General features: G+C 44.8%; 16 protein-coding genes. 2 read left to right on the top strand and 14 right to left on the bottom strand.

The window, feature by feature from the left end:
• Window positions 1-68 precede the first annotated feature (68 nt).
• From BLW29_RS10305 to BLW29_RS10295, 3 genes are all read right to left on the bottom strand, one after another.
• On the bottom strand, window positions 69-2,816 hold the full coding sequence (locus BLW29_RS10305; RefSeq protein WP_177186569.1) for an MrcB family domain-containing protein: 2,748 nt from the start codon (window positions 2,814-2,816) through the stop codon (window positions 69-71).
• A gap of 478 nt (window positions 2,817-3,294) precedes the next feature.
• The gene (locus tag BLW29_RS10300; RefSeq protein ID WP_090978980.1) at window positions 3,295-4,170 is read right to left on the bottom strand and encodes a hypothetical protein; all 876 of its coding nucleotides are present in this window, start codon (window positions 4,168-4,170) and stop codon (window positions 3,295-3,297) included.
• Window positions 4,154-6,724, bottom strand: coding sequence for an N-6 DNA methylase (locus BLW29_RS10295; RefSeq protein WP_177186568.1), 2,571 nt, complete (start codon window positions 6,722-6,724; stop codon window positions 4,154-4,156). The genes BLW29_RS10300 and BLW29_RS10295 overlap by 17 nt, the downstream gene beginning before the upstream one ends.
• Window positions 6,725-7,697: 973 nt before the next feature.
• Between BLW29_RS10295 and BLW29_RS10290 the strand changes: the two genes are divergently transcribed.
• The gene (locus BLW29_RS10290) at window positions 7,698-8,426 is read left to right on the top strand and encodes a M48 family metallopeptidase (RefSeq protein WP_090978974.1); all 729 of its coding nucleotides are present in this window, start codon (window positions 7,698-7,700) and stop codon (window positions 8,424-8,426) included.
• A gap of 31 nt (window positions 8,427-8,457) precedes the next feature.
• Here the strand turns inward: BLW29_RS10290 and BLW29_RS10285 are convergent, their stop codons facing one another.
• From BLW29_RS10285 to BLW29_RS10250, 8 genes are all read right to left on the bottom strand, one after another.
• The gene (locus BLW29_RS10285; protein ID WP_143044377.1) at window positions 8,458-9,498 is read right to left on the bottom strand and encodes a hypothetical protein; all 1,041 of its coding nucleotides are present in this window, start codon (window positions 9,496-9,498) and stop codon (window positions 8,458-8,460) included.
• A gap of 196 nt (window positions 9,499-9,694) precedes the next feature.
• A complete protein-coding gene (locus tag BLW29_RS10280) occupies window positions 9,695-12,634 on the bottom strand; it encodes a type I restriction endonuclease subunit R (protein ID WP_090978968.1) in 2,940 nt (979 codons plus the stop codon).
• The gene (locus BLW29_RS10275; RefSeq protein WP_090978965.1) at window positions 12,631-13,890 is read right to left on the bottom strand and encodes a restriction endonuclease subunit S; all 1,260 of its coding nucleotides are present in this window, start codon (window positions 13,888-13,890) and stop codon (window positions 12,631-12,633) included. Before BLW29_RS10275 ends, BLW29_RS10280 begins: the two co-directional genes overlap by 4 nt.
• On the bottom strand, window positions 13,880-15,361 hold the full coding sequence (locus tag BLW29_RS10270; protein ID WP_090978962.1) for a type I restriction-modification system subunit M: 1,482 nt from the start codon (window positions 15,359-15,361) through the stop codon (window positions 13,880-13,882). The genes BLW29_RS10275 and BLW29_RS10270 overlap by 11 nt, the downstream gene beginning before the upstream one ends.
• A gap of 275 nt (window positions 15,362-15,636) precedes the next feature.
• The gene (gene rlmD, locus BLW29_RS10265; protein WP_090978958.1) at window positions 15,637-17,124 is read right to left on the bottom strand and encodes a 23S rRNA (uracil(1939)-C(5))-methyltransferase RlmD; all 1,488 of its coding nucleotides are present in this window, start codon (window positions 17,122-17,124) and stop codon (window positions 15,637-15,639) included.
• Between the two features lie 91 nt (window positions 17,125-17,215).
• Window positions 17,216-18,130, bottom strand: a complete 915-nt coding sequence (locus tag BLW29_RS10260; protein WP_090978955.1) for a diacylglycerol kinase — start codon at window positions 18,128-18,130, stop codon at window positions 17,216-17,218.
• Window positions 18,131-18,283: 153 nt separating this feature from the next.
• Entirely contained in the window at window positions 18,284-19,096 is an 813-nt protein-coding gene (locus tag BLW29_RS10255) for a sirohydrochlorin chelatase (protein WP_256208514.1), read from the bottom strand.
• A gap of 26 nt (window positions 19,097-19,122) precedes the next feature.
• A complete protein-coding gene (locus tag BLW29_RS10250) occupies window positions 19,123-19,413 on the bottom strand; it encodes a YerC/YecD family TrpR-related protein (protein ID WP_090978952.1) in 291 nt (96 codons plus the stop codon).
• 367 nt (window positions 19,414-19,780) lie between these two features.
• On the opposite strand from BLW29_RS10250, the gene BLW29_RS10245 reads away from it, so the two are divergent.
• Window positions 19,781-20,278 carry a hypothetical protein gene (locus tag BLW29_RS10245; RefSeq protein ID WP_143044376.1) on the top strand — a complete coding sequence of 166 codons (498 nt, stop codon included), beginning with the start codon at window positions 19,781-19,783 and terminating at the stop codon, window positions 20,276-20,278.
• Between the two features lie 82 nt (window positions 20,279-20,360).
• On the opposite strand, the gene BLW29_RS10240 is transcribed toward BLW29_RS10245, so the two are convergent.
• The 3 genes from BLW29_RS10240 to BLW29_RS10230 all read right to left on the bottom strand — a co-directional run bounded on the left by BLW29_RS10240 (window position 20,361) and on the right by BLW29_RS10230 (window position 23,052).
• A complete protein-coding gene (locus BLW29_RS10240; protein ID WP_090978946.1) occupies window positions 20,361-21,359 on the bottom strand; it encodes an inorganic phosphate transporter in 999 nt (332 codons plus the stop codon).
• Between the two features lie 18 nt (window positions 21,360-21,377).
• Complete coding sequence (locus BLW29_RS10235; RefSeq protein ID WP_090978944.1) at window positions 21,378-21,992, bottom strand: DUF47 domain-containing protein; 615 nt, start codon at window positions 21,990-21,992, stop codon at window positions 21,378-21,380.
• A gap of 265 nt (window positions 21,993-22,257) precedes the next feature.
• Window positions 22,258-23,052, bottom strand: coding sequence for a class I SAM-dependent methyltransferase (locus BLW29_RS10230; RefSeq protein ID WP_090978941.1), 795 nt, complete (start codon window positions 23,050-23,052; stop codon window positions 22,258-22,260).
• Window positions 23,053-23,059 lie beyond the last annotated feature (7 nt).

The following is a 23,059-nucleotide window of genomic DNA, read 5'->3' as shown; positions in this document are numbered from 1 at the left end:
GATATGGCTTTCCGTGCAGATACAGAATAAATAGACTCGTCTCGATACGAAGTAGCTCAACACTTGAATTAGGAGAGCCAATAGGAGGTGAATCCATCTTCCTCTAACCTCCGCAGCATGAATGTCAGTTTACGAGCACTAAAGGGATACTTCGCCTCAGCTTCTTGTTCTTTTGCCTTCTTACCGGAATATAGCTCCGATGCATCATCCATTAAATCTTGGATTGGTAATGACTTTCCGAGTGCTTCTTGCAAGAGCTGGAGCAACACTCGTTTTACTGAGGAGCTACTTCCTTGTACACGTGGCAACAGCTTTTGCAGCAGCTGCAGATCGTATGCTTTGTCCTCGCTCATTAATTCAAACTGCTTATTGTAGATCATATAGAAACAGACGGCATCCCTAATGCGGAAACCAACATGAGAATGCACTTGTTCTAGGATCTCATTGATCTTAACTAACTTTGTAGTGACATTCTTCACTAGATCTTCATTGAGATCGTAGGCATCAATTAGTTGTAAATATTCGCTTCGTAAGAACGAATTGGACACTCGCTCAGGTGTAATTTGATTGCTTAAACCAGTAGGGAACTGCTCCAGATTAATATAGTTGAACTCAATTGTGTTAGCGCGGTCTAGCACCTTTTTGCTAAAAGGATGTGTCGTCTCATCCATGTTTACCGTTCCGATGATATACACATTATCTGGTAGCGCAAGTCCGCCGTAGATAGGTTGATCCTCACTAATCAAGCCGTCCTTCTGAATAAGTGGAACCGTGATGATTCGATCGTTCCGCCACTCTTGCGTTTCAATGACGCTGAGCAAGTCGCTAAAATAATGCTCAACGCGCGCCAAATTCATCTCATCCAAGCACACAAAGTAGGGCTTATTCCGATTGCTCTCTTTAGACGCTTCAACCAATACTTCAGCTAGTAAGCCTGGTCGGAAAGCACCTGTTAAATCCTTATAGCCAAGCAGATCGGAAGGATCGCTCCAATCCGGACGAACCGGGATAAGGTTGAATTGCTTGTTATCGCTAGTCGCACCTAACGCCTCTGCAAATAGCTTCACGAGCTTGGTCTTCCCGGTACCGGAAACACCTGCTAGAATCACGAATGGTTTGGTCTTGAGCGATAAGTAGAAGTTCTCAATAAGATCCTCAGGGAAGTGGAAGCCTTTACTCTCAATATAGGAGCTTATGTAATTAACACGCTCCACTATCGTTAACGTATCTATTGGTTCCACCTCCACCTCAGCTATGAAACGATATTCATCTTTTGACTTATCCACATATCCCAGTTCCTCTAACCAATTCAACATGAATCGAGAACGATTAAGCTGTGTCACTTCGCCCCACTCGGTTTCCATATTCATGGTCGAGATGAATAAGGATTTGAACTGTTCTAACTTGAACGTACCGAGTTCCTCAGCAGTTGTGATTCCAAGATTAATACATTGGATAAGTCGACTTGGTTGCCCCTCGTTCTCCGAACTCGTCAAGATTGCTCTAACAAGCTCTACTTGGGCTGGACTCAGTGACCAAAATGTTTGATCAAAGGCTTGATAATACTCTAACCCTTGAGCGGTAAGAGAGTACTGGCCGTCTTCGATCGCTAACAATCCGAGCTCTTGAAAGGCACGTCCGATATGCTGGACCCTTTCCTTCGGATTCTTAACATCATCTCCCGATTTCAGCACGGTTGCTTGATTAGCAACTAGTTCATCTAGCGGAACATATCGCGTGTTGTTTTGACCTAAATAGTGAACTATGCCTTGACATAAATAGAGATGTGCCATCGTAAAGGTGAATACTGGCTGTTCTATCGGTGGTTTCTCTTGGAGGATTTTATCTGCATATAGCTTGTAATTATTGACGACATTTTCTAGGTCGGATAGCAGCTGCGCATCTTCTGGAACATGATTACGGTCGTATCGGATAGACGCGATGATTGCCGTTTGGTAATCGTCTCCCGTACCAGGTACAATCTCATCTTTTTGCATATTTTCAAGCGGCAGATAGCTTCTTATCTCCTCGGACTTTTGCTTGAAATATTGATTAGCCCCTTTTTTCTTATAGAGCCTCTGGGGCTCCGTTACCCCATGTGCGAGTGTCAGATACACAGCGCTCATATCTTCAGCGAATAAATAAACAATATATTCTCCACTCTGAATTGAGATATTCAGACGCTTGTCTAATATCGCAATCCAAGGAATCCCAACCCAATTCCCTTGACCAATGGAACCTTGTACTTTGTAATCTGGGCCAATGAACTCCTGCGAAAGTAAATATTCAGGAATTGTCTTCCTCATCAACGCGCCTACAGGATGACTGCCGAATCCTTGGGTTTTATAATCTAGATAATTATCTAGAATTTGATCAAAGCAAGTTTTTAATGAAAACTCTGACTTAGTTGCCAGCTCATCGTTGTAATTGGTCAATTCAGACTGTGCATACTCCCTGAGCTCAGATAGAACTTGTTCGTTAATTTGAGCCCAGACAGAAGACTTGAATGTTATTGTCTCGGAGTTCGCTTCTATAATTGACTTTAGCGCATCAATCGGGGTCTGGAGGAGGGACTTAGTCTGGGATAATGTGAATGCATTCCAACTTGTAGCCCTGTTCGGAGGCGGGAGATCTACCGTATTTCCACTATTCGAAGCGTTACGGAAATAAGACAAAAACCGCTCAGCAACAGCATTGAGCGGTAGAAATTGAAGTTTAGTTTGTTGGTATTCGTCGAGAATGGCCAAGATTAAAACCATTTTATAAGATTTTTGCTTTACTCGAAATATAGAAGCCAGCTCTACTGGAAGTGTCATATCGTTCGCTCCAACTCGGTATTTGACAGAATACGTCAAGATAAGAGTTCGATATGGTAGACTTAATGTCCTCCTGGACACTTGCATGCAACTACAAGTGGAGGCACTCCGCGCCTAGTGAACGAGCGCTGTTCCATGCGAAGTTAGCGGAACGAATTGCATATCATTACACAGAAAATAGTGGTATTTACGGTAGCCCGAAAATCATAATTTTGTTGAAGCAAGACGGCTGGTCGCAGGAGAAAGGACCGTTGGCCGTATCATGAGTGAGAATAACCTCCGCTCCCAGGCGATGAAGAAAATCAAAGTGCAGACCACGAATTCCAATTACGACTTCCCCATCGCACCAAACTGGATTAACCAGCATTTAACGTGTGTACGCAACCTAATGAGGTTTGGGTAACCGACATCATCTACATTCGGATACAGCAAGGGATGCTGTATTTTGCCAGCGTCTTATACCTGTTTACAAGCAAGATTACCTCAATAATACCAAATACCAGTTTATTAAATCTAATAGTGAATAGAATGAATTTTGTACAGTATATTTAGTAGGTTTAAATCCACTATCTAATCTAGAAGTATGAACTCCATACTCACATGCCACCTTATAGCTAGCAATTGTCATCTCACTAAGAAATAGTGGGTATTCGTATCCTCTACCTACAGAATTTGCAACTAAAAAACTATGTGCCTTTCTTACTGAGATTTCTCCTCTATCATTTAAGGCTCGATTATCTGGCAAATAGGCAGTTTTATGTTTATTTATTTGAAAAAAAATCTCCTCTTGTAAATCTCTTATTCTACCTAAAGAGTTTTTAATCTCTACAGGATCAATTGAATCTACTTTTTTTATTAGATCAAGTAATTCTTGTTTTCGGTTACTCGCTAATAGCCCTAAATCAAAAACTTGAAAAATGTCGCTGTATCTTTTATAAATTTCATACTCCGGTAAATTTGTATGTAATTCTTTAATTAGTGAGAACATATCTTTTTCAGATTCATTCCCCTTTCTAAATACCACTTCATTTTTCCTGAATTTTTGAATATACTTATAACCTTCGGTATCTCCAGTCAGAATAATCCTAGGCTTTGTAGAATACTCTTGATCGAGATAAGTAATAGCTAATGATAAAAAATTCTCATCATCGTATTGATCCTTCGCAGTAATCATTCCTTTAATATCCAAAATGACAACGCTTATGCCACTAATGATCTTTGGTAGCGCTTCTTTCATTTCATCCAATGTTTTGGCATGGTAAATATGGATTCCATTTTGGGTCGCGAAATTTCTTAGAGATAAAGCGTACTCAGTATCATCATCTACGAGCAGAGTATTAATTGTTGTCGTCATTTTTCCTTGCCTCCATGTTAAATGTAAATATAAATTTAACCCCTTTATCTTGTGGTTCTATAACAAAACTACCATTATGTTTAAGTACAACTCTATTGATGTATGCCCCCCCAAGCCCGCTCCCCGAACTTTGAAGGTTCTTTTTACCAGCCAAAATAAAATCCACCTGAGTTATATTAAAGGCCAGCCCGTTATTTTTGTATTCAATTATTATTGAATTTTTCCTTTTTATAATCTTAAACTCAATAATAAAACTACTATTTTGTATTTGATTTTCAAATGAATGCTCTTCTGCGTTGTTTATTAATAAATGAAATAACTCTTTGAAACTTGGTATGTTGACTCTTAACTTAGCGTCATCTCCTTCCACTATAAATTTGTATTCGAGATCTTTATTTAATAATCTATCTCGGGTCAAGTCTAGCAACAGTTGTTTTACACTAACTATTTCAAAATCAAAACCATTTAAGTTAAGATTGATTGACTTTTGAGTATCTTCAAATATTTTCTCTAACAAATTTATTCTCTCTTTTGTTCTATTAACTATTTTATCAACTGGAACCAATTCAATTGCTTTTTCCAACCCATTTCGAACTTGAAAGGAATCATTATGTTCATTAATAAAATCAATATTATATACTTTCTCCAATAAATTATTTTCTCCTAAAAATTTATATAGTATTTCTATATCATGTCCAATGATTGAAATATGCTTACTAATATTGTGCAACAACATATTTACTATGTTATTCTCAGCTATCACTTTTTCCTTTTCTCGTATAACTATTGCTTCGTCGTATAACTTCTTATATTTCTCAAGTTCCCTAATTGGTTCGTGTTGGAAATCAACTAACTGCTCATACTTTTCAAATTCTGGTTTTGAAATAATGATGCTCAGAAGATCACCATATGTAATTCTTTTGATGACAGATCCTCTTTTATAACCTGCGACTTGCCTTAGAAGTTTGGGATTATATAGTTGATAGTATATATAGTCAAGATCTATATCCGGATTAGTATCCTCCTTAATTACTAAAGCAACACAATTAGATAAAACGATTTTCTTCAGTTCAGAATGATTTGGATCAAAGATTGTCGGTTTTAAATCTCTTCCTTGAAGTGAAATAATTATTGATTTCTTATCTATAATCTGAGTTTCGGAGCATTGCTCTATTCTAATAAAAGCATCAAAATTTGACTCTAAATAAATATCATTAATATCCTTATTTAAATTACTCGGTTTTATAACTGGTATTGATCCGAATTCATCAAAATGGAAGTTGCTATTGTTAACAGGTTTAATCAAATTTGCAACATCTGCTAAATATATCCCCGTTTCAAAACGAAGCATTCTATTCATTTCTTCAAAAATTGGATCATATTGATTGAAGGTTAAAATAGCACCTCTTCTTAAAACTTCATCCAGAGATACAATTCGACTAAACTCGTTTTCCTCTTGTTCCTTCATTGTTTGAAACAATGTATTAACATTCTTTGTCTGTAGACTTATCAATTGAATTTTTCTTTTTCTTCTTTCTTCTTTTCGTTTCTTAATAACTAAAACAACCAAGCTTGATAGACTTCTTTCCTTACCTAATTCAGAAAATTCAATTATAACGTCTAATAAATCATCATTAATTAATGCCTTTCGAATTGGACTCCATTCTCCATTTGCAAATTGAAAGCTACTCGGGGCAATTATGTATGCCTCACCATTTATAGCCAAAGAATTTATTAAATTAAATACAATATCCATCATGTAATCTTTCTTTGTATGATACGAGCTATTAATACTTGAAAATGATTGCCTTAAGGGTAAATGTGTAATTATTTTGTCATATTTCTCTTTGGTATTTGAATGTATTGATTTAAAATAATCATCATTTAGAAGCTCTGTGTGGGATATTCCACCCAACTCAAAAAGCATACTACAAATTGACAATTGAACTCTATCAATATCTAGTCCATAAACTTTGACATCGGTATATTTATTCGCTGATACAACATTGTAAACTAAACCACCAGAACCAATAAATGGATCTAGAATCGATTCACCTTGTTTCATCTTAATTATTTCTTCAATAACCTCAGCATATATACGATTTGTACTTAGCAGATTAGAATATGGATTCTTATTTAGTAAAAAGAATCTTTCACAGAATCTAAAGAAAAGGTCACCTAATAATTTCTTGTTAAAATATTCTTCAGGAATATCAATATTGTCAAGAAAATTTATAACCTCTCTAATGATTGGATAATAATTAAATGTTGCTGGTCTCTCTTCTATATTAATTAATCGATTCAACTCGCGAGATAGTTCTTCATCATCTCTATGAAACATTTCATAATTTAAATCTTTAACTCGATCCCATGTATAATTAAACTCATTATTGTATTTTGTCATTAATTTCAAATAGAGTAGTCTTAATAGCGTATATTGACCATTCCGATCATTAAAAAGGTAATAATTACCTCTTATTATATCAAGAAGATAATATAATCGATTCTCCACTTCGTTAAAATGCTCATTATAAAATAATCCATTCTTCGCCAATTCATTCTGCCCCCTCATAGCGATTACTTATTTAAAAATGGCTCTTTCTACAACAACTTAGAAATAGCACACAAGTTTATTATTTTCTAGGGAATAATTGTACTTTCGTCTAAACATTCGACTATTCCCTCCATTTCCCTGCAATAGTCATCAAATCTAGTTGCTAATATAAAAAATGGCATATTAATTCTAATAACTCAGAATTAACTGCCAGTAAATTAAGAGATAATGATTTCTACTTTATCAACAATGCTATCGATTCCACACGTGACAAGTAGACAGTAAGAAGAAATTTTATACGGCTAAGCTGACGGAACTTTCAAACCGAACAAAATAAGAAAATGCATGGTATATCTCCTTTGCTGTTTTACCATTCACCAATCATGCTTGAATACTTTGCCTTGTAGCGTTAGGAATATTATCAAGAATAGTCTAGCACTCAATTAATCTTCTCGTTGAAGCCTACGCTCTATCCTTCTCTGTTTTCGAAAGTCTAAGAATTCTTCCCGTGTCATATTATGTTATCAGTTATTACGTTGCCTATGTAACCTTGAAGTTCAAGTATTAATTTGTTTAACTTCTCATCATCGTTCTCCAAAATATCCTCTAGGTTATGACCTAAATGAACATTTCTTGTTCAATATCCAATATATTGTTTAGTTTCTTCATCCTTTTTCCCAGTCAGCTCAATAAATCGATCTCTTAAGGCAAGATACTTCGCATTATCACTTACACAATGAACTGCAATTTGTTTCCTCACCTCTTGAAATAGCTCAAACTTATCTGGGAAAGCAAGTAATTCTAACAATGTCATCGCTCTCACAAATTTGGTAGTTGGATGCATAGATTCTAAAAATCAGTATGCATGGTTAATGCCAACCCTAGATCGATATCGACTTACTGCTTTGACATTAAGCTATCCGCATGTGAAGATTAGGGTACAATGCCTTCCGAGCCTAAGGAGTCTTTCTAGATGCCAGAATACAAATATGGTAATACAATTATTGAATACACACTCGAACACAAACCTGATGTCAAGGACATCATTATCTCAGTCGATTGGATTGACGGAGTTAATGTAGTCACGCCACCTTCAATTGATGACAAAAAGCTCCAAGAAGTCCTACAAAAGAAGTCACCTTGGATCTTAAGCAAATGGTATGAGTTCGAAGAGATCACGGTTCCGCCGAAACGTAAGGAATTCGTTAGCGGTGAGAAGTTCCTCTATATCGGCAGATTCTATCGACTCAAGGTTGAAAAGACTAATATGGAAATCGTGCCATCCCTCGTATTCAAGCAGAATCGTTTCCATGTAACCGTCTCTTCTGAGTTAAAAAATGATGAGCTACCAGCACAACTCAAACCGCTCTTTATGAACTGGTACTTACAGTACGGACAAGCAAAGCTCAACGAGCGACTACGCATCTACAGTCCTAAGATGGGGGTATCCCCAGGTAAGCTGCAACTTAAAGATCAGAAAATGCGTTGGGGCTCTTGTGCTGCTGATAAAAGCATCTATATCAACTGGCGTATTATGATGGCTCCAATGAAGATCATTGATTACGTGCTTGTCCATGAGATGGTCCATTTGAAGTATCCGAACCATTCCGCAGAATTCTGGCAGTATGTACGCTCAATCTTGCCTGATTACGATGAACGTAAGGAATGGCTTAGAATAAATGGACCAACTTTAACTTTATAATCGAGTGGGTCTAAACTTGCAAGGACTAATCTCACTTAACATCGTACTCCATATCTATCTTATACGCCATGCAAGGGACGACAAATGGCCGAATCAAGTCAAACAGTTTATTCGCCACAGTTGCGGCAGCGCGCAAGCTGTAATACGTATTTTCAGCAGTTTGATGCGACTTGACGGTTTTAAAGTCAAGATCAAAACGCTCTTTTACAAAAATACGAAGTATCTCCTGCTCCTCAAGGGAAAAACCGCAGGTCGCAAACTGAATGCAGCGACTTGCTATCCGATATTGACCCCTTTTATTGTATGACCGCCGTTTGCTGAGTGAACCGTCATCCATGTACCACAGCGCTAGCCCTTCTAGAGTAAGCCAATTAAGCCATTCTAGTGTCACCGTTTTTTGACCATTCGGATAAACGATGGATCGAAGCTCCGTATAAAATGGGTTTGTCTTTGTTTTGCATTGAACCTGACCATTTGGTATTTTAGGCTTCGGCGCAGTTTCATAATAGTTTAGCGGCGTAATCTCGCGAAGTATCGTGGCTTTGAACTCTAAATATGCCCGTTGTTTGATTGTATGGGTCATCGAATAACTGGCGTGCCGGCCTCCTTTTTGAATGTGTAAACTACCATCACCTAGCAGCATCCCCGCAAGCACACCGCGTAGTCTGGCCATTTGCTCCTCAGTAGAGGTGAATGCAATTTTGTTTTTATCCAATGCGACTATCATTTTCTCACGATATGCGGGATCTTGCCAATTGCGCTTCAGTGACTCACTTTGTCGCTTTTGCGTTTCAGGGTGTTGGGTACTCAGTGTTCGTGCTTCGCTAATCGATCGAGGAGCAATACCCTTGGTGAGTAGCTGCTGACGAATCGCGGCTTCTGTTACACCAAAAAGTCTCGCAATTTGCACCGTACTTTGCCCTGACGCGTAGAGGATTGGAATTTCATCCCGCTTGGCAGTACTTAAAAAGTGCGAGTCTTCTTGGTTGCCAAGTGCTTCGAACGCCTCACGAACGGTTCTGCGCTCGACTCCCATTTTTTGCAATGCATATCGAACACCTTCTGCACTCATGCCACCTAGATGCCTACTGATTTGTGTGGTGCTCCAACCTTCTAAGTATAGTCGTTTTATTTCTGGCCTCTGCTCGTCACGTACAGGCAATCGCCTTCACCTCATCTACTTCAATCTTACCCATAATTCATGAAGGAAAGAACTCTAATACGAGATGTTTACTGTCATTTATTGATGCTTTAGAACTTTCAAGCGATTACTTCTTGTAATGAATTTCAGCTAGAGCCATTAACTTCTGCGCAAGCTCCTCAATCTGGTCTTTCGGGCATTTTGTTACACGAAGCTGCCTCTTAATCTTTTGTCGCATCTCCCGTTTCACATCGTCTTTGTTCGTCCATTCTACAACAGATTGTTCAATTATGATTTCGGTAATGATATGCGTTAGTTCCTTTAAAGCTTCCTTGTCGTCCTCGGCAGGAAGCTGTTTTTCTAATATCTGATAAAATGGATACTGCTCCCGTGCTAAACCATTAATTTGGCTCTTGGTGGCTGTGTCCCGCATATCGTTAATCATTCCACGAAGCTGCTCTACAAGTTCCACAATATCCATCTGGTGCTGTTTACGAGCCTCGATCAGCTTCTCCAACTTCTCTTTCAATGACGTGTAATACACGGGATTCTCTTGGATCTTGACCCTAATCTCATGGCGGATCGCGTGCTCCATCTCAGAGGCTTTAGCTTCACCGCCGTATAGCTCATTGACCTTCTTCTCGAACTTGCTGGACAAGATATCAATGGCTTCGTGCAGAATCCCAACAGATGAAGCTCGCATATGCTCCGCAATCAGCTGCTTAACCTTTTCCCCGCAGTCCGAAATATCCATACTTTCGTCACGATAACGGGACTTTGCCAGTTGACGGACTTTACCAAGGAATTGAAGATCATTTACATACGGCTGCGCTTTGGGATCTGGCATGATCATATCCATACTGGAAGCAAATCGCTTAAAAACCAACTCAAATTGTTGTCGTACATCCTCTGGTTCAAGCACCTGGATGCAAGACTCTACATCTTCATTGCGAATGTAATCAAAGAACTTCATCGCAGCTCTGTGACGAGTTTGGAGACGAGGAATTTCGCTATCTACAGGCATAAGCGCACCTTGAATGTCTTGCTTCGAGAAAATTGCCAGCGCCTTTTCTAAGAAGCGAGACACACCAAAATAATCGACAATTAGTCCGTAATCCTTCTTATCATAGGTACGGTTCGTTCTAGCAATTGCTTGAAGTAGATTATGCTCCTTCAATGGCTTATCCAGATACATGACCTGCTCGATAGGCGCGTCAAAGCCCGTAAGCAGCTTGTCGCACACAATAATGAACGCCAGCTTATCCTCGGACAATGGCTTTTTGAAACGAGCGATGATGGCTTTCTCGTCATCTTTGCTGATGTGATACTTCTTAAGGTGCTCCTTATCGTCTGAACCTGACGAGAACACAACAGCTGAATCCAGATCACTTAACTCATCCAGCTTCTCCTTATACAAAACAGCGGCTTCGCGTGTGACTGCGACAATTTGCGCCTTGAAACCGTTTGGCATGATATGGGCTTCATAATGTTTGATAATATCGAGCACAATCTGTTCAATACGCTTAGGAGATGCAATAATCGCTTCTTCCGTAGCATACTTCTTCATGATTCGCTCTCGTGTCTCTGCATCATACTCACGGAATTTGCGGTCAAACAGTTGATCAAGCGTTTCGCCTTCCACATGAAGCTGCGTCAATCTCGCTTCGTAAAAGATCGGGACTGTCGCACCGTCATCTACAGCTTGTTCAATTGTGTATTTGTCGATATACGGGCCAAACGTACGCGTTGTACTTTTATCTTCCTTATCAATCGGCGTTCCAGTAAAGCCTAAATAACAGGCATTCGGAAGCCCTGTGCGCATGTTCATGGCGAGGCCCTTGTACTGCGACCGATGGCTTTCGTCGACCATAACGATGATATTCTCGGCAGCGGAGAGCTCTGGAAACTGATTTTCCTCGTTACTCGTTTGAAACTTTTGAACTAGTGTCATGACAGTTGAGCCTGGACCTTGCCTCAGTAGTTCTTTAAGTTGAGAGACACTTGATGCCTGTTGCGGATTAGCAAAACCACAGCGGCGGAATGTCTTTGTGATCTGATCATCCAAGTCTGAACGGTCTGTTACGATTACGATACTAGGGTTTTTCAAAACTTCGATGCGGCGTAGCTTAACAGCTAGGTACAGCATCGTAAGGGATTTCCCGCTGCCTTGCGTATGCCACACAACCCCTCCACGTTCACGAGGGGATTTGGCTGTCATAAGGCGGTTAATCGCTTTATTGACCGCACGGAACTGCTGGTAACGAGATAGCTTCTTAATCATACGTCCATTCTCAGGCTCGAAGACGATGAAGTTCTGGATGAGATCAAGCAAATTAGCTTTCGATAGCATGCCCGCAACAAGGATATCTTGCGGCGTTGGATGATCGCCTACATCAGGTGACGTTAACGGATAAGGATCTTTCCACTCTCCAAAATGCTTAAGCTGTGCGCCAATTGTACCTGCTTTGGCACGATCGTTGCTCGTTGCAATCATGAACTGGTTGTAATGGAACAAGTGCTCACATTGATTCTGGTACCTTCTCAGTTGCTTAACAGCTTTGCCTATTTGTTCATCTACAGCTACCATCGGGCTCTTACATTCGATGACAACGAGTGGAATTCCGTTTACATATACGAGCAGGTCGGGACGAATGGTACCGCTGGCATCGCCGATGCTGAATTGATCGATGATGAGGAATTCGTTACTCGATGGGTATTCAAAGTCGATAATTTTGACCGTCTGGTTCTTCTTGCCCTTGCCCATATCCTGCTGAATTGATGTATAGTTCACTAGGATGTTATGGAACGCTTCGTTGGCTTCTATCAGGCTCGTTGCTTCTATGTAGATAATGCTGCGAATGATTTTGTTCAGGTTTGTATCGTTGATCCACGGGTTAAGACGCTTAAGCGCTCGGGTAAGACGATCTTGAAGGATAACCGCACGAGTCGACTCACGTTCCGTATCCAAAGAAGGGCCATGAATATGCTCATAGCCCATTTCTTTGAGTTGTTCGATTAGTCTATTTTCAACAAGATGCTTCTCGTTCCATTCGCTTGTTGAGGTCATGTGGATACCACCTCTGGATCGTCGACTTTGACTCGGACTTTGCCCGTTAGGAGGACTTGCATTAGACCTTTTTTTAAAGTGAGAAGTTGATTAAGCTTTAAATTTTCTGAGGTCAGTTTATCATCAAGAGATGTTAGAATCTCAACAATTTTATTTTGTTCAGATACAGGAGGAAGTCCAATTTGTAGGTTTTCAAAGTCCGATTTAGTAAAACTTGCTTGATTAACCGCAGGCTTAACAATTGACTGAAGATCGGTTTCATAGCGAGTAGTCTGCGAATAATAGTGAAAGTATCTATTTAACAAAACATCAGGTTTTACCCTCATTCTAAATATATTGGTGGTATAGATAAAATCTCTATCTTGTTTAGTAAATAAGCAGCACTTTCCAATCTGAGCCAGACTATTGATGAAGTTTACTAGTATATCCCCATCCTCTAGTATTAGGTTCTTCAGATCAACTCCCTGATCATCTTCAAAATACCAATACTTTAAGTCATCTAAAATAAGCTGTGCATTCCCAATATTTGAAGATCGAATAACAGGATATCCCACATCGTCGGGCACTAATCTACGAGAGATGCCGCTCTTAATCAAACTGAATATTTGCCCAAAAGCATTAACTTCCCAAGTCTCAGGAATCTCCCCAATCTCCGTCTGCTTAAACTTCGTATGTCCAATCCCCTTGGTAAGAAGCTGCTGCATGAGCCCTTTCTTAACCTTCTCCGTTTGTTCAATGATGGCATCGGTTTTGGAGATGGCACTATCAACTGAGTTAAGCATATTGGCAATTTTATGTTGTTCATATAATTTTGGAACAAATATAGATAATGATTTTAATTGCTCTAACCGAATTCCCATTACTGTTGTTCCTGATCCCATACTTTGAATCGCACTAGCATTACCAATAATAGTATGTAGTAAGAACTCAGAATCAATCAAATCCTTATTCGGAATTAACGCTTTAAGATCCTGGTTAATGGCGACATCAACTAAATTAATAAATGCCTTCCCAAGAGCCATTCTTGTTGCGATAATTACAGTTCCTTTAGGGATTAGATTGGTAGCACTCTTCATTACTGCTTCTTCTGTTATATACTCTTGTGCTTTGTCTAGATGATGGTGGACTAAATCTTTTACTGTTACCCATGGAATATTACCTTCATAAAATCCTTCATTTTTACGGGAAGGTGTTCCTCCTCCCACAATCGATTCAAGTACCTCGCCTAATTGAGTCACGTTTGCTTCATGCATCATAGCCTAGCTCCTTCAAAAAGCTATACATTGTGAACTCAATCCCCACGCGTTCCTCTTCCAATTGACGGAGTTCTACCAATGCCTCATCCACATCAATCTGCTCTACTTCCTCAGCCGAATCAATATACAGTGCAATGTTAAGGTTATAGTCGTTCTCACGGATCTCTTGGATATCAACAACTCGGCAATACTTTTCTTGATCCTCCCATTTGTCGTAGGCCGATACGATCTTTTCGATATCTTGATCACGAAGGACATTCTGATTCTTTCCTTCCTGATAATCCCCCGCGCCATGAATGAACAGCACTTGTCCCTTCTTCTGAGCAGCTTTATTACGATTAAAAATGGTTATGCTTGCTGGAATACCTGTACCATAGAAAAGGTTCGATGGCAGGCCGATGATCGCTTCAATAAGATCCTCTTCAAGTAATCCTTTACGAATGGCTGCTTCTGCACCGCCGCGGAACAGGATGCCATGTGGCATTACAACGCCAGCCTTGCCTTCATGGTTAAGCGTTGACACCATGTGCTGGACGAACGCAAGATCGCCTTTATCCTTAGGTGGTAGTCCGAAACGGAAACGACCAAGTGAATCCGCTTCTGCTTCTTCACGTCCCCAGTTGCTTAAGCTAAACGGGGGATTGGCGATTACACGGTCATATAGAATAAGCTCGCCATCTTCAAGCAACTTAGGTTCACGGATCGTATCACCTTTTGCAATCCAATGGTCGCTTAATCCATGCAGAAGAAGGTTCATTTTACAAATTGCCCAGGTATTGAGGTTGCGCTCTTGACCATGAAGGGTCAGGTTACGCGGATTACCGCCTTTGGACTTGATGTAGTCGACAGATTGAATAAGCATACCGCCAGATCCGACTGTGGGATCGCAGACACGCATGCCTTCTTCGGGCTTGATCAGCTTGACGATCAGTTCAACGACTTTGCTTGGCGTGTAGAATTCTCCGCCCTTCTTCCCTGCATCGTCGGCAAACTGCTTGATAAGGTATTCATAGGCACGGCCGAGCATGTCAGGCTCAGACAAGTTACTATTGGAGAGCTCAATTGCTGAAAAGTGTTGAATCAGACGCTGCAGGAGCTTGTCTGGCAGCTTCTCTTTATCGTTGAAGTCTATGGTTGCCAGTACCCCTTGCAACGATACATTCTCTTCCTCAAGCGCTTCAAAAGCTTTGTTGATCGCGTCTCCAATGTCTTGCGTTAATGTCTGGATATGTTCCCAGCGCGCACGTTCGGGTACGAAGAACTGATGCTCGTCGCGGTCGTACCAGCCGTAGTCGTCTCCTTCTTCCATCTCAATCCGTTTAGCGGTTTCGACAAATACGTCATTCAAACGCTTTAGGAACAGCATACCGAAGATGTAGTTTTTATAGTCAGAGGAATCGATGCTGCCACGCATGATATTAGCCGATTCCCATAAGTGCGATTCCAATTGTTGAAGTGTAAGTGTGCTCATAATGCCTCCCGATCGATATCGTGACTTTAGTACCATTACTAATTCGCTATACAAATGATGAGTTCCTTCATCTAAAACCCTGCCATTTTACAGCCCTCCTCCCTGCATCGTCTCATAGCTCTAACCTACAATAAAGAAAAACCGAGTGATTCCAGGATGAACCCTGATTTTCACTCGGTTGTTTGCTTTTGATTCTAACTCCTACTCATACCTTCCCCCGTCTTAGCAGAACTTTATTCGATTTTTGACAAGGGTTTATTGCGAATAGCATGGGTTTATTTATTGGTTACAACCCCTCTCTTTAGCAACACTGTACACTCCACATGCACCGTATGCGGGAACATATCCACCGGCTGCACTTCAACCGTCTTATATCCGCCATCCTCCAACACTCGCAGGTCGCGTGCCAGTGTCGATGGATTACACGACACATACACCACACGCTCTGGACGCATCGCCAGGATCGTCTCGAGCAACGCTTCGTCGCAACCTTTGCGCGGCGGGTCGACTACAATCACGTCGGCCACAATACCTTCCTTACGCCAGCGAGGGATTACAACCTCGGCTGGCCCAGCCTCGAACGAGGCGTTCTCGATCCCATTCAGCTTCGCATTTCTCTCCGCATCCGCAATCGCCTCTGGCACAATCTCAACGCCGTAAACATGGCCGGCTTGGCGTGCTAAGAAAAGCGAAATCGTTCCGATGCCACAATAGGCATCGATAACCCGCTCATTACCCGTCAACGCAGCACATTCAACTGCTTTGCGGTACAACTCCACCGTTTGCACAGGATTCACCTGGTAGAACGACCGAGCCGAGATAGCGAAGCGAATGCCATCGAGCTCGTCATAAATAACCTCGCTGCCCCAGAGCACGCGCGTCTCATCGCCGAAGATCACGTTCGTATCACGCTTGTTCACGTTCTGCACGATACTCTTCACGTTAGGTACGGCTTCACGGATCATTTTGATCCAGCTGTCCACTTGTGGGATGTGCCCCCCGTTCGTGATCAACACAATCATCGCCTCGCCAGAAACGAAACCTACGCGCGTCATCACATGACGCAGCAGTCCACGGCCTGTTTCTTCGTTATAGGCCGAAATCCCAAGTTCGCGGCCAATCGCCTTCACGCGCGCCACAATATCATCATTGTGCGAATGCTGAATCATGCACTCGTCCATATCAATGATGCGGTGACTGCCACGCGCATAGAAGCCGCCGATTAAGCGCTCCTCCGAGAAGAGCCCGTCGCCGTCTCCGCCCATTGCAACAGCGGCCATGCCCATCGGTACGGACGCTTTGTTCCGATAACGCCATGGCTCGTCCATCCCAATAGTGGGATGGACAATCACTGCATCCGACTCACCGCCGGCTAGGCCTCCACTCGCGGCGTCCGCCCCGGCAACCCGCAGCTTCCCAATCCTTTCGAGATTATCCACCACATGCTGCCGCTTCCACGCCAGCTGCCCCTCGTAACTCAGATGCTGCAGCTGGCATCCGCCGCACTGCTTATAGATCGGGCAAGGCGCATCCACGCGGTCCGCGCTCTTAACCAATAACTCCTGCAGCTTCGCGTAGCCATAAGTCTTCTTCACCTTCAGTACCTTCGCACGGACGCGTTCGCCCGGAAGGGCTCCCTGTATAAAAAGGGTAAAGCCGTCTGCACGGCCTACCCCTTCGCCCTCATGCGTCAAGCCGACAATGTCGACGACGACTTCATCATTTTTGCTTACTGTCGGTACTTTAACCTTATTGTTGCTCATTGTACATAACCCGCTCCGTTTTCCTTCATATCCTTGCTTCGATCTTATCAGTCAGTTGTCTCGCCTATACCTTTTATCTGCTTCATGCCATTTATTTATAAGTAGAATTGCCCGCTTCATCCACAATAATGTTCAAATGCGACGGCAGCACCGTGAACGTACATGGCAGCGTGCCGCCATACTCGCCGTCCAGGTTTAGCTGCACGTAATCCGGTGTCGTGACGATCAGCTCACGCGTCTGAAAATGCACCACATGCGGATCATGCAAATGCTCGCCGCGCAGCGCCAGGGACGCCAAGCGGATGAATTCGCCGAGGTTGCATTTCTTCAGCACAACGACGTCGAACAGGCCGTCGCTGAGGCTCGCCTCCGGTGCCAGCTTCTCGAAGCCGCCGACCGAATTGCTGTTACAGATGAGGAACATCATGATCTCCTCATGAATCTCGCCGATCTCCTTGGCCTGGAGCCGCAGCTCCGTTGGCCGCAGGCGGGTCATTTTCTCAAGACCCTTCATATAATAGGCCAGCTGCCCGATCATGGTCTTCAGCTTGCTCGGCACCTCATAGGTCAGCTCCGTCAAGGAGCCCCCGCCTGCGATATTGATAAAATACCGCTGATTCGCCCGTCCCAGATCAATCGATTTCGTGTACTGCTGAATGATGAGATCGCACGCGTACTCCCAATGCTTCGGAATGCCAAGCGCCCGGGCAAAATCATTCGTGGTCCCCAGCGGCAAAATCCCTAGCGGCGGCCGTACGTCCTTCTCCGCCAAGCCGTTGATCACTTCATACAGCGTCCCGTCGCCGCCGGCCGCGATGATCATGTCGAAGCCGCGGTCCGCAGCTTCGGATGCCGCGATTGTCGCATCGCCTTCACTCACGGTGGCGTGGCAGCTCGTCTCGATGCCGCCGCGTTCAAGCCGCTGCAGAATGTCTGGCAGCCGCTTCTTAATTTCTTCCCGTCCCGACGTCGGGTTATAGATCAATCTCGCCCTCTTAATCGTCACCTAGTCCACCTCCGGCACATTCACTCCGGACCGTGTACGGCAGCGCCTTCCGCGCATCCGTGAACACGGCAACCGGCACATCCTGCTGCCCGTATCATCTCAAGTTCTCTACTCTCTACTATACACCTAAACGGCGAACTTCCCAAACTGCCGTCACCAGGCATCCCCTTCACGCAGCCAGCTCTCGATCTGACGCTCCATCCAGCGCACAATATACGGATTCGGCAGCAGCGCGCGGCCATTGTACCGGTAGTCCAGCCCTTCAAGCCGACCCGGAATGACCGTTCTTGTAAAATAACCCTCGCTCAGAAAGAGAGGCACCACGAGGAACGAGTCACCTTCATACCGCCGCTGCAGCGCGCGCAGCTTGCAGGCCGCCTGATTCGGCAGCAGCATCGCAATGTCTGCGCCGGCGAACCCGCCAAGCTCGCGGACGCGCGCCGCGAGCTGCCCCATGCCGCTTCGCCAGCGGCCGTGAAAGACCGCCTCGCGCGAACCATGCGCGACGAGCAGCAATCGCTCCCTCGCGGGCGCCGACGACAGCTCCGCAATATTGCCCAGCAGCAGCTCGGCAATATCCGCGTCGTCGTCGATCGGCAAGCCGAAGCGGACGCTCATGCCCGCGCCAACCCGGAACGGCGCCAGCTCGCCGCGGCGCGCCGCCGATACCGGCTGAGCGCCGAATGCTTGCGCAATGTCGTCCACATGCGTACTGCCGGACGACACAAAAAGCGGAAGGACGTAGAGCTCCGTCACGCCTTCCGCTTCCAGCTGATCTATGCCGTCTTGAATCAGACGTCCTTCTACAATCTCCAGAAAAGCCGAGACTACCGGCACTGTGCCAATAGGTTTGGGGTTACTCTCGCGCACGGCGGCACCAAAAGGTTTTAGACTTTTATGAACCGCCCCAACCGCCTCATCAACAAGCTTTACCCAGTCCGCCTCACGCGAACCGTGACTAATCACTAACACACCAGGCTTCCGCACCACGCTTAGCGTCCTGCGCGCTCCAGCGCCATTTTGTACCCATCGTTGCCGTAGTTCAGGCACCGTTTCACGCGTGAAATCGTCGCCGTGCTTGCGCCGGTCTCTGCTTCAATCTGATTATATGTCGCACCCTTGCCAAGCATGCGTGCCACTTCAAGCCGCTGAGACAGCGACTGGATCTCGTTTACCGTACACAAATCATCGAAGAACACATAGCATTCTTCCACCGTCTCCAGCGTTAGAATCGCTTCGAACAGCTGGTCGAACGTCTTGTCATTCAGTTTCTTCAATTGCATCGTTCGCACACACTCCCACTTGAACTAGTAAGCTAATTGTATTCGTTTCTCTACCATTATTCAAGCGTCACCGTTGTAGCGCTTCACAGAACAGAAGACCAACTTGGCCCACGACCAACGATCAATGCTACCCCGCATCAGCGGAAATTTATTACGAAAATACGGGCATTCGTCCAGTCCGTATGTTCGCCTATCCCATAGACTACTATATAAAACGCCAAAAAAGGTTGTGATCTGCGTGAAATACCGCTATGATCCACCCGCCGGCAGCTACGAGCAGCAGCGCCAGAGCGGCGGGCAAGGTCAAGGCCCCCATTATGGGCGGCAGCAAAGTCCTTTTCCCGGCATTTCCGATCCCTTTCAAGGATTGAGCACCCCCACTAACAAAAGCGTCGGGCTAGGGAAAACCCCGGTTCCGTTCTCATCGTCCGAGTTCTCAACGGGAGTCCCATCCATTACCATTCAACCGCCATCAGGCCAGCAAATTATACCTCTTCCGGAGTCTGACGGCAATCTCCCTACGCTCATCGAGCCAACCAAAGTCGAAGAGAAGACCGACGCCAAGTCCGGCTTCAACCTCGCCACCAGTCTCAATGACCTCAAGGGCGTAGTCGACCGTATGGGCGGAATCGACGGCATCGTGACCACGATGGGCAAGGTGCAGAAGGTCGTCGGCAGCATCACTCAGATGGCGCCGCTGATCAAAGTACTCGCAGGCTCCTTCGGGAAGAAAGGCGCCAGCGTGACCAGTACCGATGATGACGATGACGCACCGCCGAAGCGCCGCAAGCGCAAACGCCGTCGCACTGCCACAGGCAAATCCGGCGTAACGCCGGGCGGCCGCCGCAGACGCCCGCGTAGATAACCGCCGCGACAAGCACAAAAGGCTGAACCTCTCCGCAAGCGCACCTAAGTGCCGCTTGCGAGACGTTCAGCCTTTTACCATGTTAGATAAACAATGCGATGATCTGATATAGCACCGCCGCAAGAATCATCGTAATCGGAATCGTGATGATCCATGAGATGATAATCTTACCCGCCAAGTCCCATTTGACAGCGGAGAAGCGTTTCGCGCTGCCCACGCCGAGAATGGAGGAGGTAATGACATGCGTCGTACTTACCGGCAGATGCGTCATCGTTGCCGTCAAGATAACGGTTGCCGATGTGATATCCGCCGCGAAGCCGTTGATCGGCTCGATTTTGAAAATCTTCGTACCCATCGTCTTGATGATCTTCCAGCCGCCGATTGACGTTCCAAGCGCCATAGCCGTTGCTGCGGAAACCTTGACCCACAGTGGAATATGATCGGTATTGTCTTGAATGCCCGCTGTAACCAGCGCGAACGTGATGATCCCCATCGCCTTCTGCGCATCGTTCGTCCCGTGCGTGAACGATTGGAAGGCCGCCGTCAAGATTTGACCGGAGCGGAACCCTTTATTGATCAGATGCGGACTGGATTTGGCAAAAATCTGCTTCAAGATCCACATCACGATAAAGCCCCCGGCGAATGCGATGAGCGGCGAAAGAATGAGTGCCTTTAAGATATCGATAAATCCGCTGCCATTAATAGCATCTAGTCCCGCAGAGCTGACAACAGCCCCGGTCAACGACCCGATCAAAGCATGTGAAGATGATGATGGAATACCGAACCACCATGTCAGCAGGTTCCATGCAATGGCCCCGATGAGGGTCGCGACTACAACCTGCACGCCGTGGTCCAGCGTAGCGGGATTCGCGATTTTGCCCCCGATCGTCTTCGCCACGCCTGTAAACATAATCGCCCCGACGAAGTTCATCACCGATGCAAGGATAATCGCCTTCCGCGGCGACAATGCCCGAGTGGACACGGTCGTCGCGATTGCGTTCGCTGTATCGTGGAAGCCATTGATAAAGTCAAAACCGAGTGCTAGAAAAATAACGATGCCAACCCAAATGTAAATGTCCATACCTGCTCGTCCCGCTCCTTAGCTGTTGCGCATAATGATGGTTTCGAGTGTGTTGGCGACATCTTCGCAATAGTCGGTCGTTTGCTCCAGACGCTCATAAACCTCTTTGCGCTTGATCAGCTCAATCGGATCCTTCACGTTCGTGAACAAGCTCTTTACGCTGATGCGAAGCAGGTCATCGGCTTGGTTCTCAAGTTCATTGATATGGATAGCAGGCTCGCGCATGGCAAGCAGCTTCTTCTCGGATAGCAGGTAAATCGCTTTCTTGATTTGCTGCGCGCAGCGAAGGATGTTCTCTGCGAACAAGGTGACATACTCGTCCGGCTCCGTAATATTGTACATTTCGAAACGGGAAGCACAAGCTTCAATGCCGTCAAGCACGTCATCAAGCGAAGTCGTAAGCTTCATAATATCTTCACGCTCAATTGGCGTAATGAACGTTTTGTTCAGTTCAGTCAGAATCGTATGTACATGACGGTCGCATTTGCTCTCATACTCTTTCATTGTTTTCGCAAACTGTCCGACATCTTTGATTTTAGAGACGTTTTGTTCAAAGTAGTGCACGCCTTCCAAAATCGTATCCGCCATCGCTTCCAGTGTCGTAAAGAACACATCGTTCTTTTTCTTAAACATAACTATCCCCTTCGCTGCCCTCGCTAATTTGATTGCCGGCAAAATTCATCAAACTCCATAGGAAACCGACAATATCTTATCATAGAATACAACTCGATTGTTAAGCGATTGTAAAGGTTTTATGACTATTTTCAAAAAACGTGAAATATTTTTTGCCTGGGACCGCCTTGCCCTTCTATTGTTTTCCGGCACATCCGATTTTAACCGTCTCTGGGGCAAAAAAAAGAAACCGGATCACCTCCGGCTTCTGTTGATTTACAGCTATTTACAGCTTCACGGCTGCGATTGTAAAAGTCTTCGGAATCCCTTTGTCGAACACGTCGGACGAGGCGTTCGGCAGCTCTTCGAGCAGCTTGATGCACAGCCCTCCGGAAGCAACTCCCGTTACGATCTCCCCGAGCGTCCAGTTGCGCAGCAGCACTTTGGGCACTTCCACCGCTCCGCCCTGCTCCTCCGGTATAAATTTGGAGAATGCGACTTCCTTCTCCTCCAGCTCCGTACTGAAATAATCGCCGTCCACTTTGTGCTTGCGAATGTTCGCCGTTGTGCCGCGCGAGGAGATCAGCTTCGTGGAGACCGGATGGAAATCCTGCAACACCAGCATGCCTCCTTGGCGGAGTAGTCCGCGGACAACCTCAAACAGCGGCAGCAGGTCTTGAAAATAATGCAGAATGCCAAACTCCATATACACGATGTCGTAGCTGCCGTTAAGCACCTCGTTAGGCAGTTTCAGCACATCGGCAACGATGTAGGTGAGCGGCACTCCTGCCGCAGCGGCTAGCTCCGTAGCATAGCGCTCGTTCTCCGCGGAGAAATCGATGACGGTCGCTTCTGCGCCAAGCAGCGCAAGCGCAACGGCTTTGTTGCCGTTCGAGCCAAGCAGGTTGACGATCCGCTTCCCGCTCACATCTCCCATATGCTCAAGTGCCGAACCGACGCGCTTCTCGGGTGCCGATTTGATTTTGCCTGCCGCCTCTGCCGGTGTGCCGAAACGCTTCAGCCACGCCCCGTATGCGCCGGTGTTCCAGGACTGTTCATTTTGCTTCGTTGTCGATTCCAATGTTCTT

The organism is Paenibacillus sp. CF384 (assembly GCF_900106745.1).
GTDB lineage: Bacteria > Bacillota > Bacilli > Paenibacillales > Paenibacillaceae > Paenibacillus_Z.
The sequence above is the reverse complement of the archived record's forward strand: the minus strand, read 5'-3'. Positions and strand labels throughout refer to the sequence as shown.

Excerpts from the sequence above, each read along its gene's own strand:
- BLW29_RS10240 (WP_090978946.1), bottom strand. The coding sequence starts at position 21,359 with ATGGACATTTACATTTGGGTTGGCATCGTTATTTTTCTAGCACTCGGT.
- rlmD (WP_090978958.1), bottom strand. The coding sequence starts at position 17,124 with ATGAGCAACAATAAGGTTAAAGTACCGACAGTAAGCAAAAATGATGAA.
- BLW29_RS10235 (WP_090978944.1), bottom strand. The coding sequence starts at position 21,992 with ATGTTTAAGAAAAAGAACGATGTGTTCTTTACGACACTGGAAGCGATG.
- BLW29_RS10280 (WP_090978968.1), bottom strand. The coding sequence starts at position 12,634 with ATGACCTCAACAAGCGAATGGAACGAGAAGCATCTTGTTGAAAATAGA.
- BLW29_RS10250 (WP_090978952.1), bottom strand. The coding sequence starts at position 19,413 with ATGCAATTGAAGAAACTGAATGACAAGACGTTCGACCAGCTGTTCGAA.
- BLW29_RS10285 (WP_143044377.1), bottom strand. The coding sequence starts at position 9,498 with ATGAGTGCAGAAGGTGTTCGATATGCATTGCAAAAAATGGGAGTCGAG.
- BLW29_RS10300 (WP_090978980.1), bottom strand. The coding sequence starts at position 4,170 with ATGACGACAACAATTAATACTCTGCTCGTAGATGATGATACTGAGTAC.
- BLW29_RS10275 (WP_090978965.1), bottom strand. The coding sequence starts at position 13,890 with ATGATGCATGAAGCAAACGTGACTCAATTAGGCGAGGTACTTGAATCG.
- BLW29_RS10290 (WP_090978974.1), top strand. The coding sequence starts at position 7,698 with ATGCCAGAATACAAATATGGTAATACAATTATTGAATACACACTCGAA.
- BLW29_RS10305 (WP_177186569.1), bottom strand. The coding sequence starts at position 2,816 with ATGACACTTCCAGTAGAGCTGGCTTCTATATTTCGAGTAAAGCAAAAA.
- BLW29_RS10270 (WP_090978962.1), bottom strand. The coding sequence starts at position 15,361 with ATGAGCACACTTACACTTCAACAATTGGAATCGCACTTATGGGAATCG.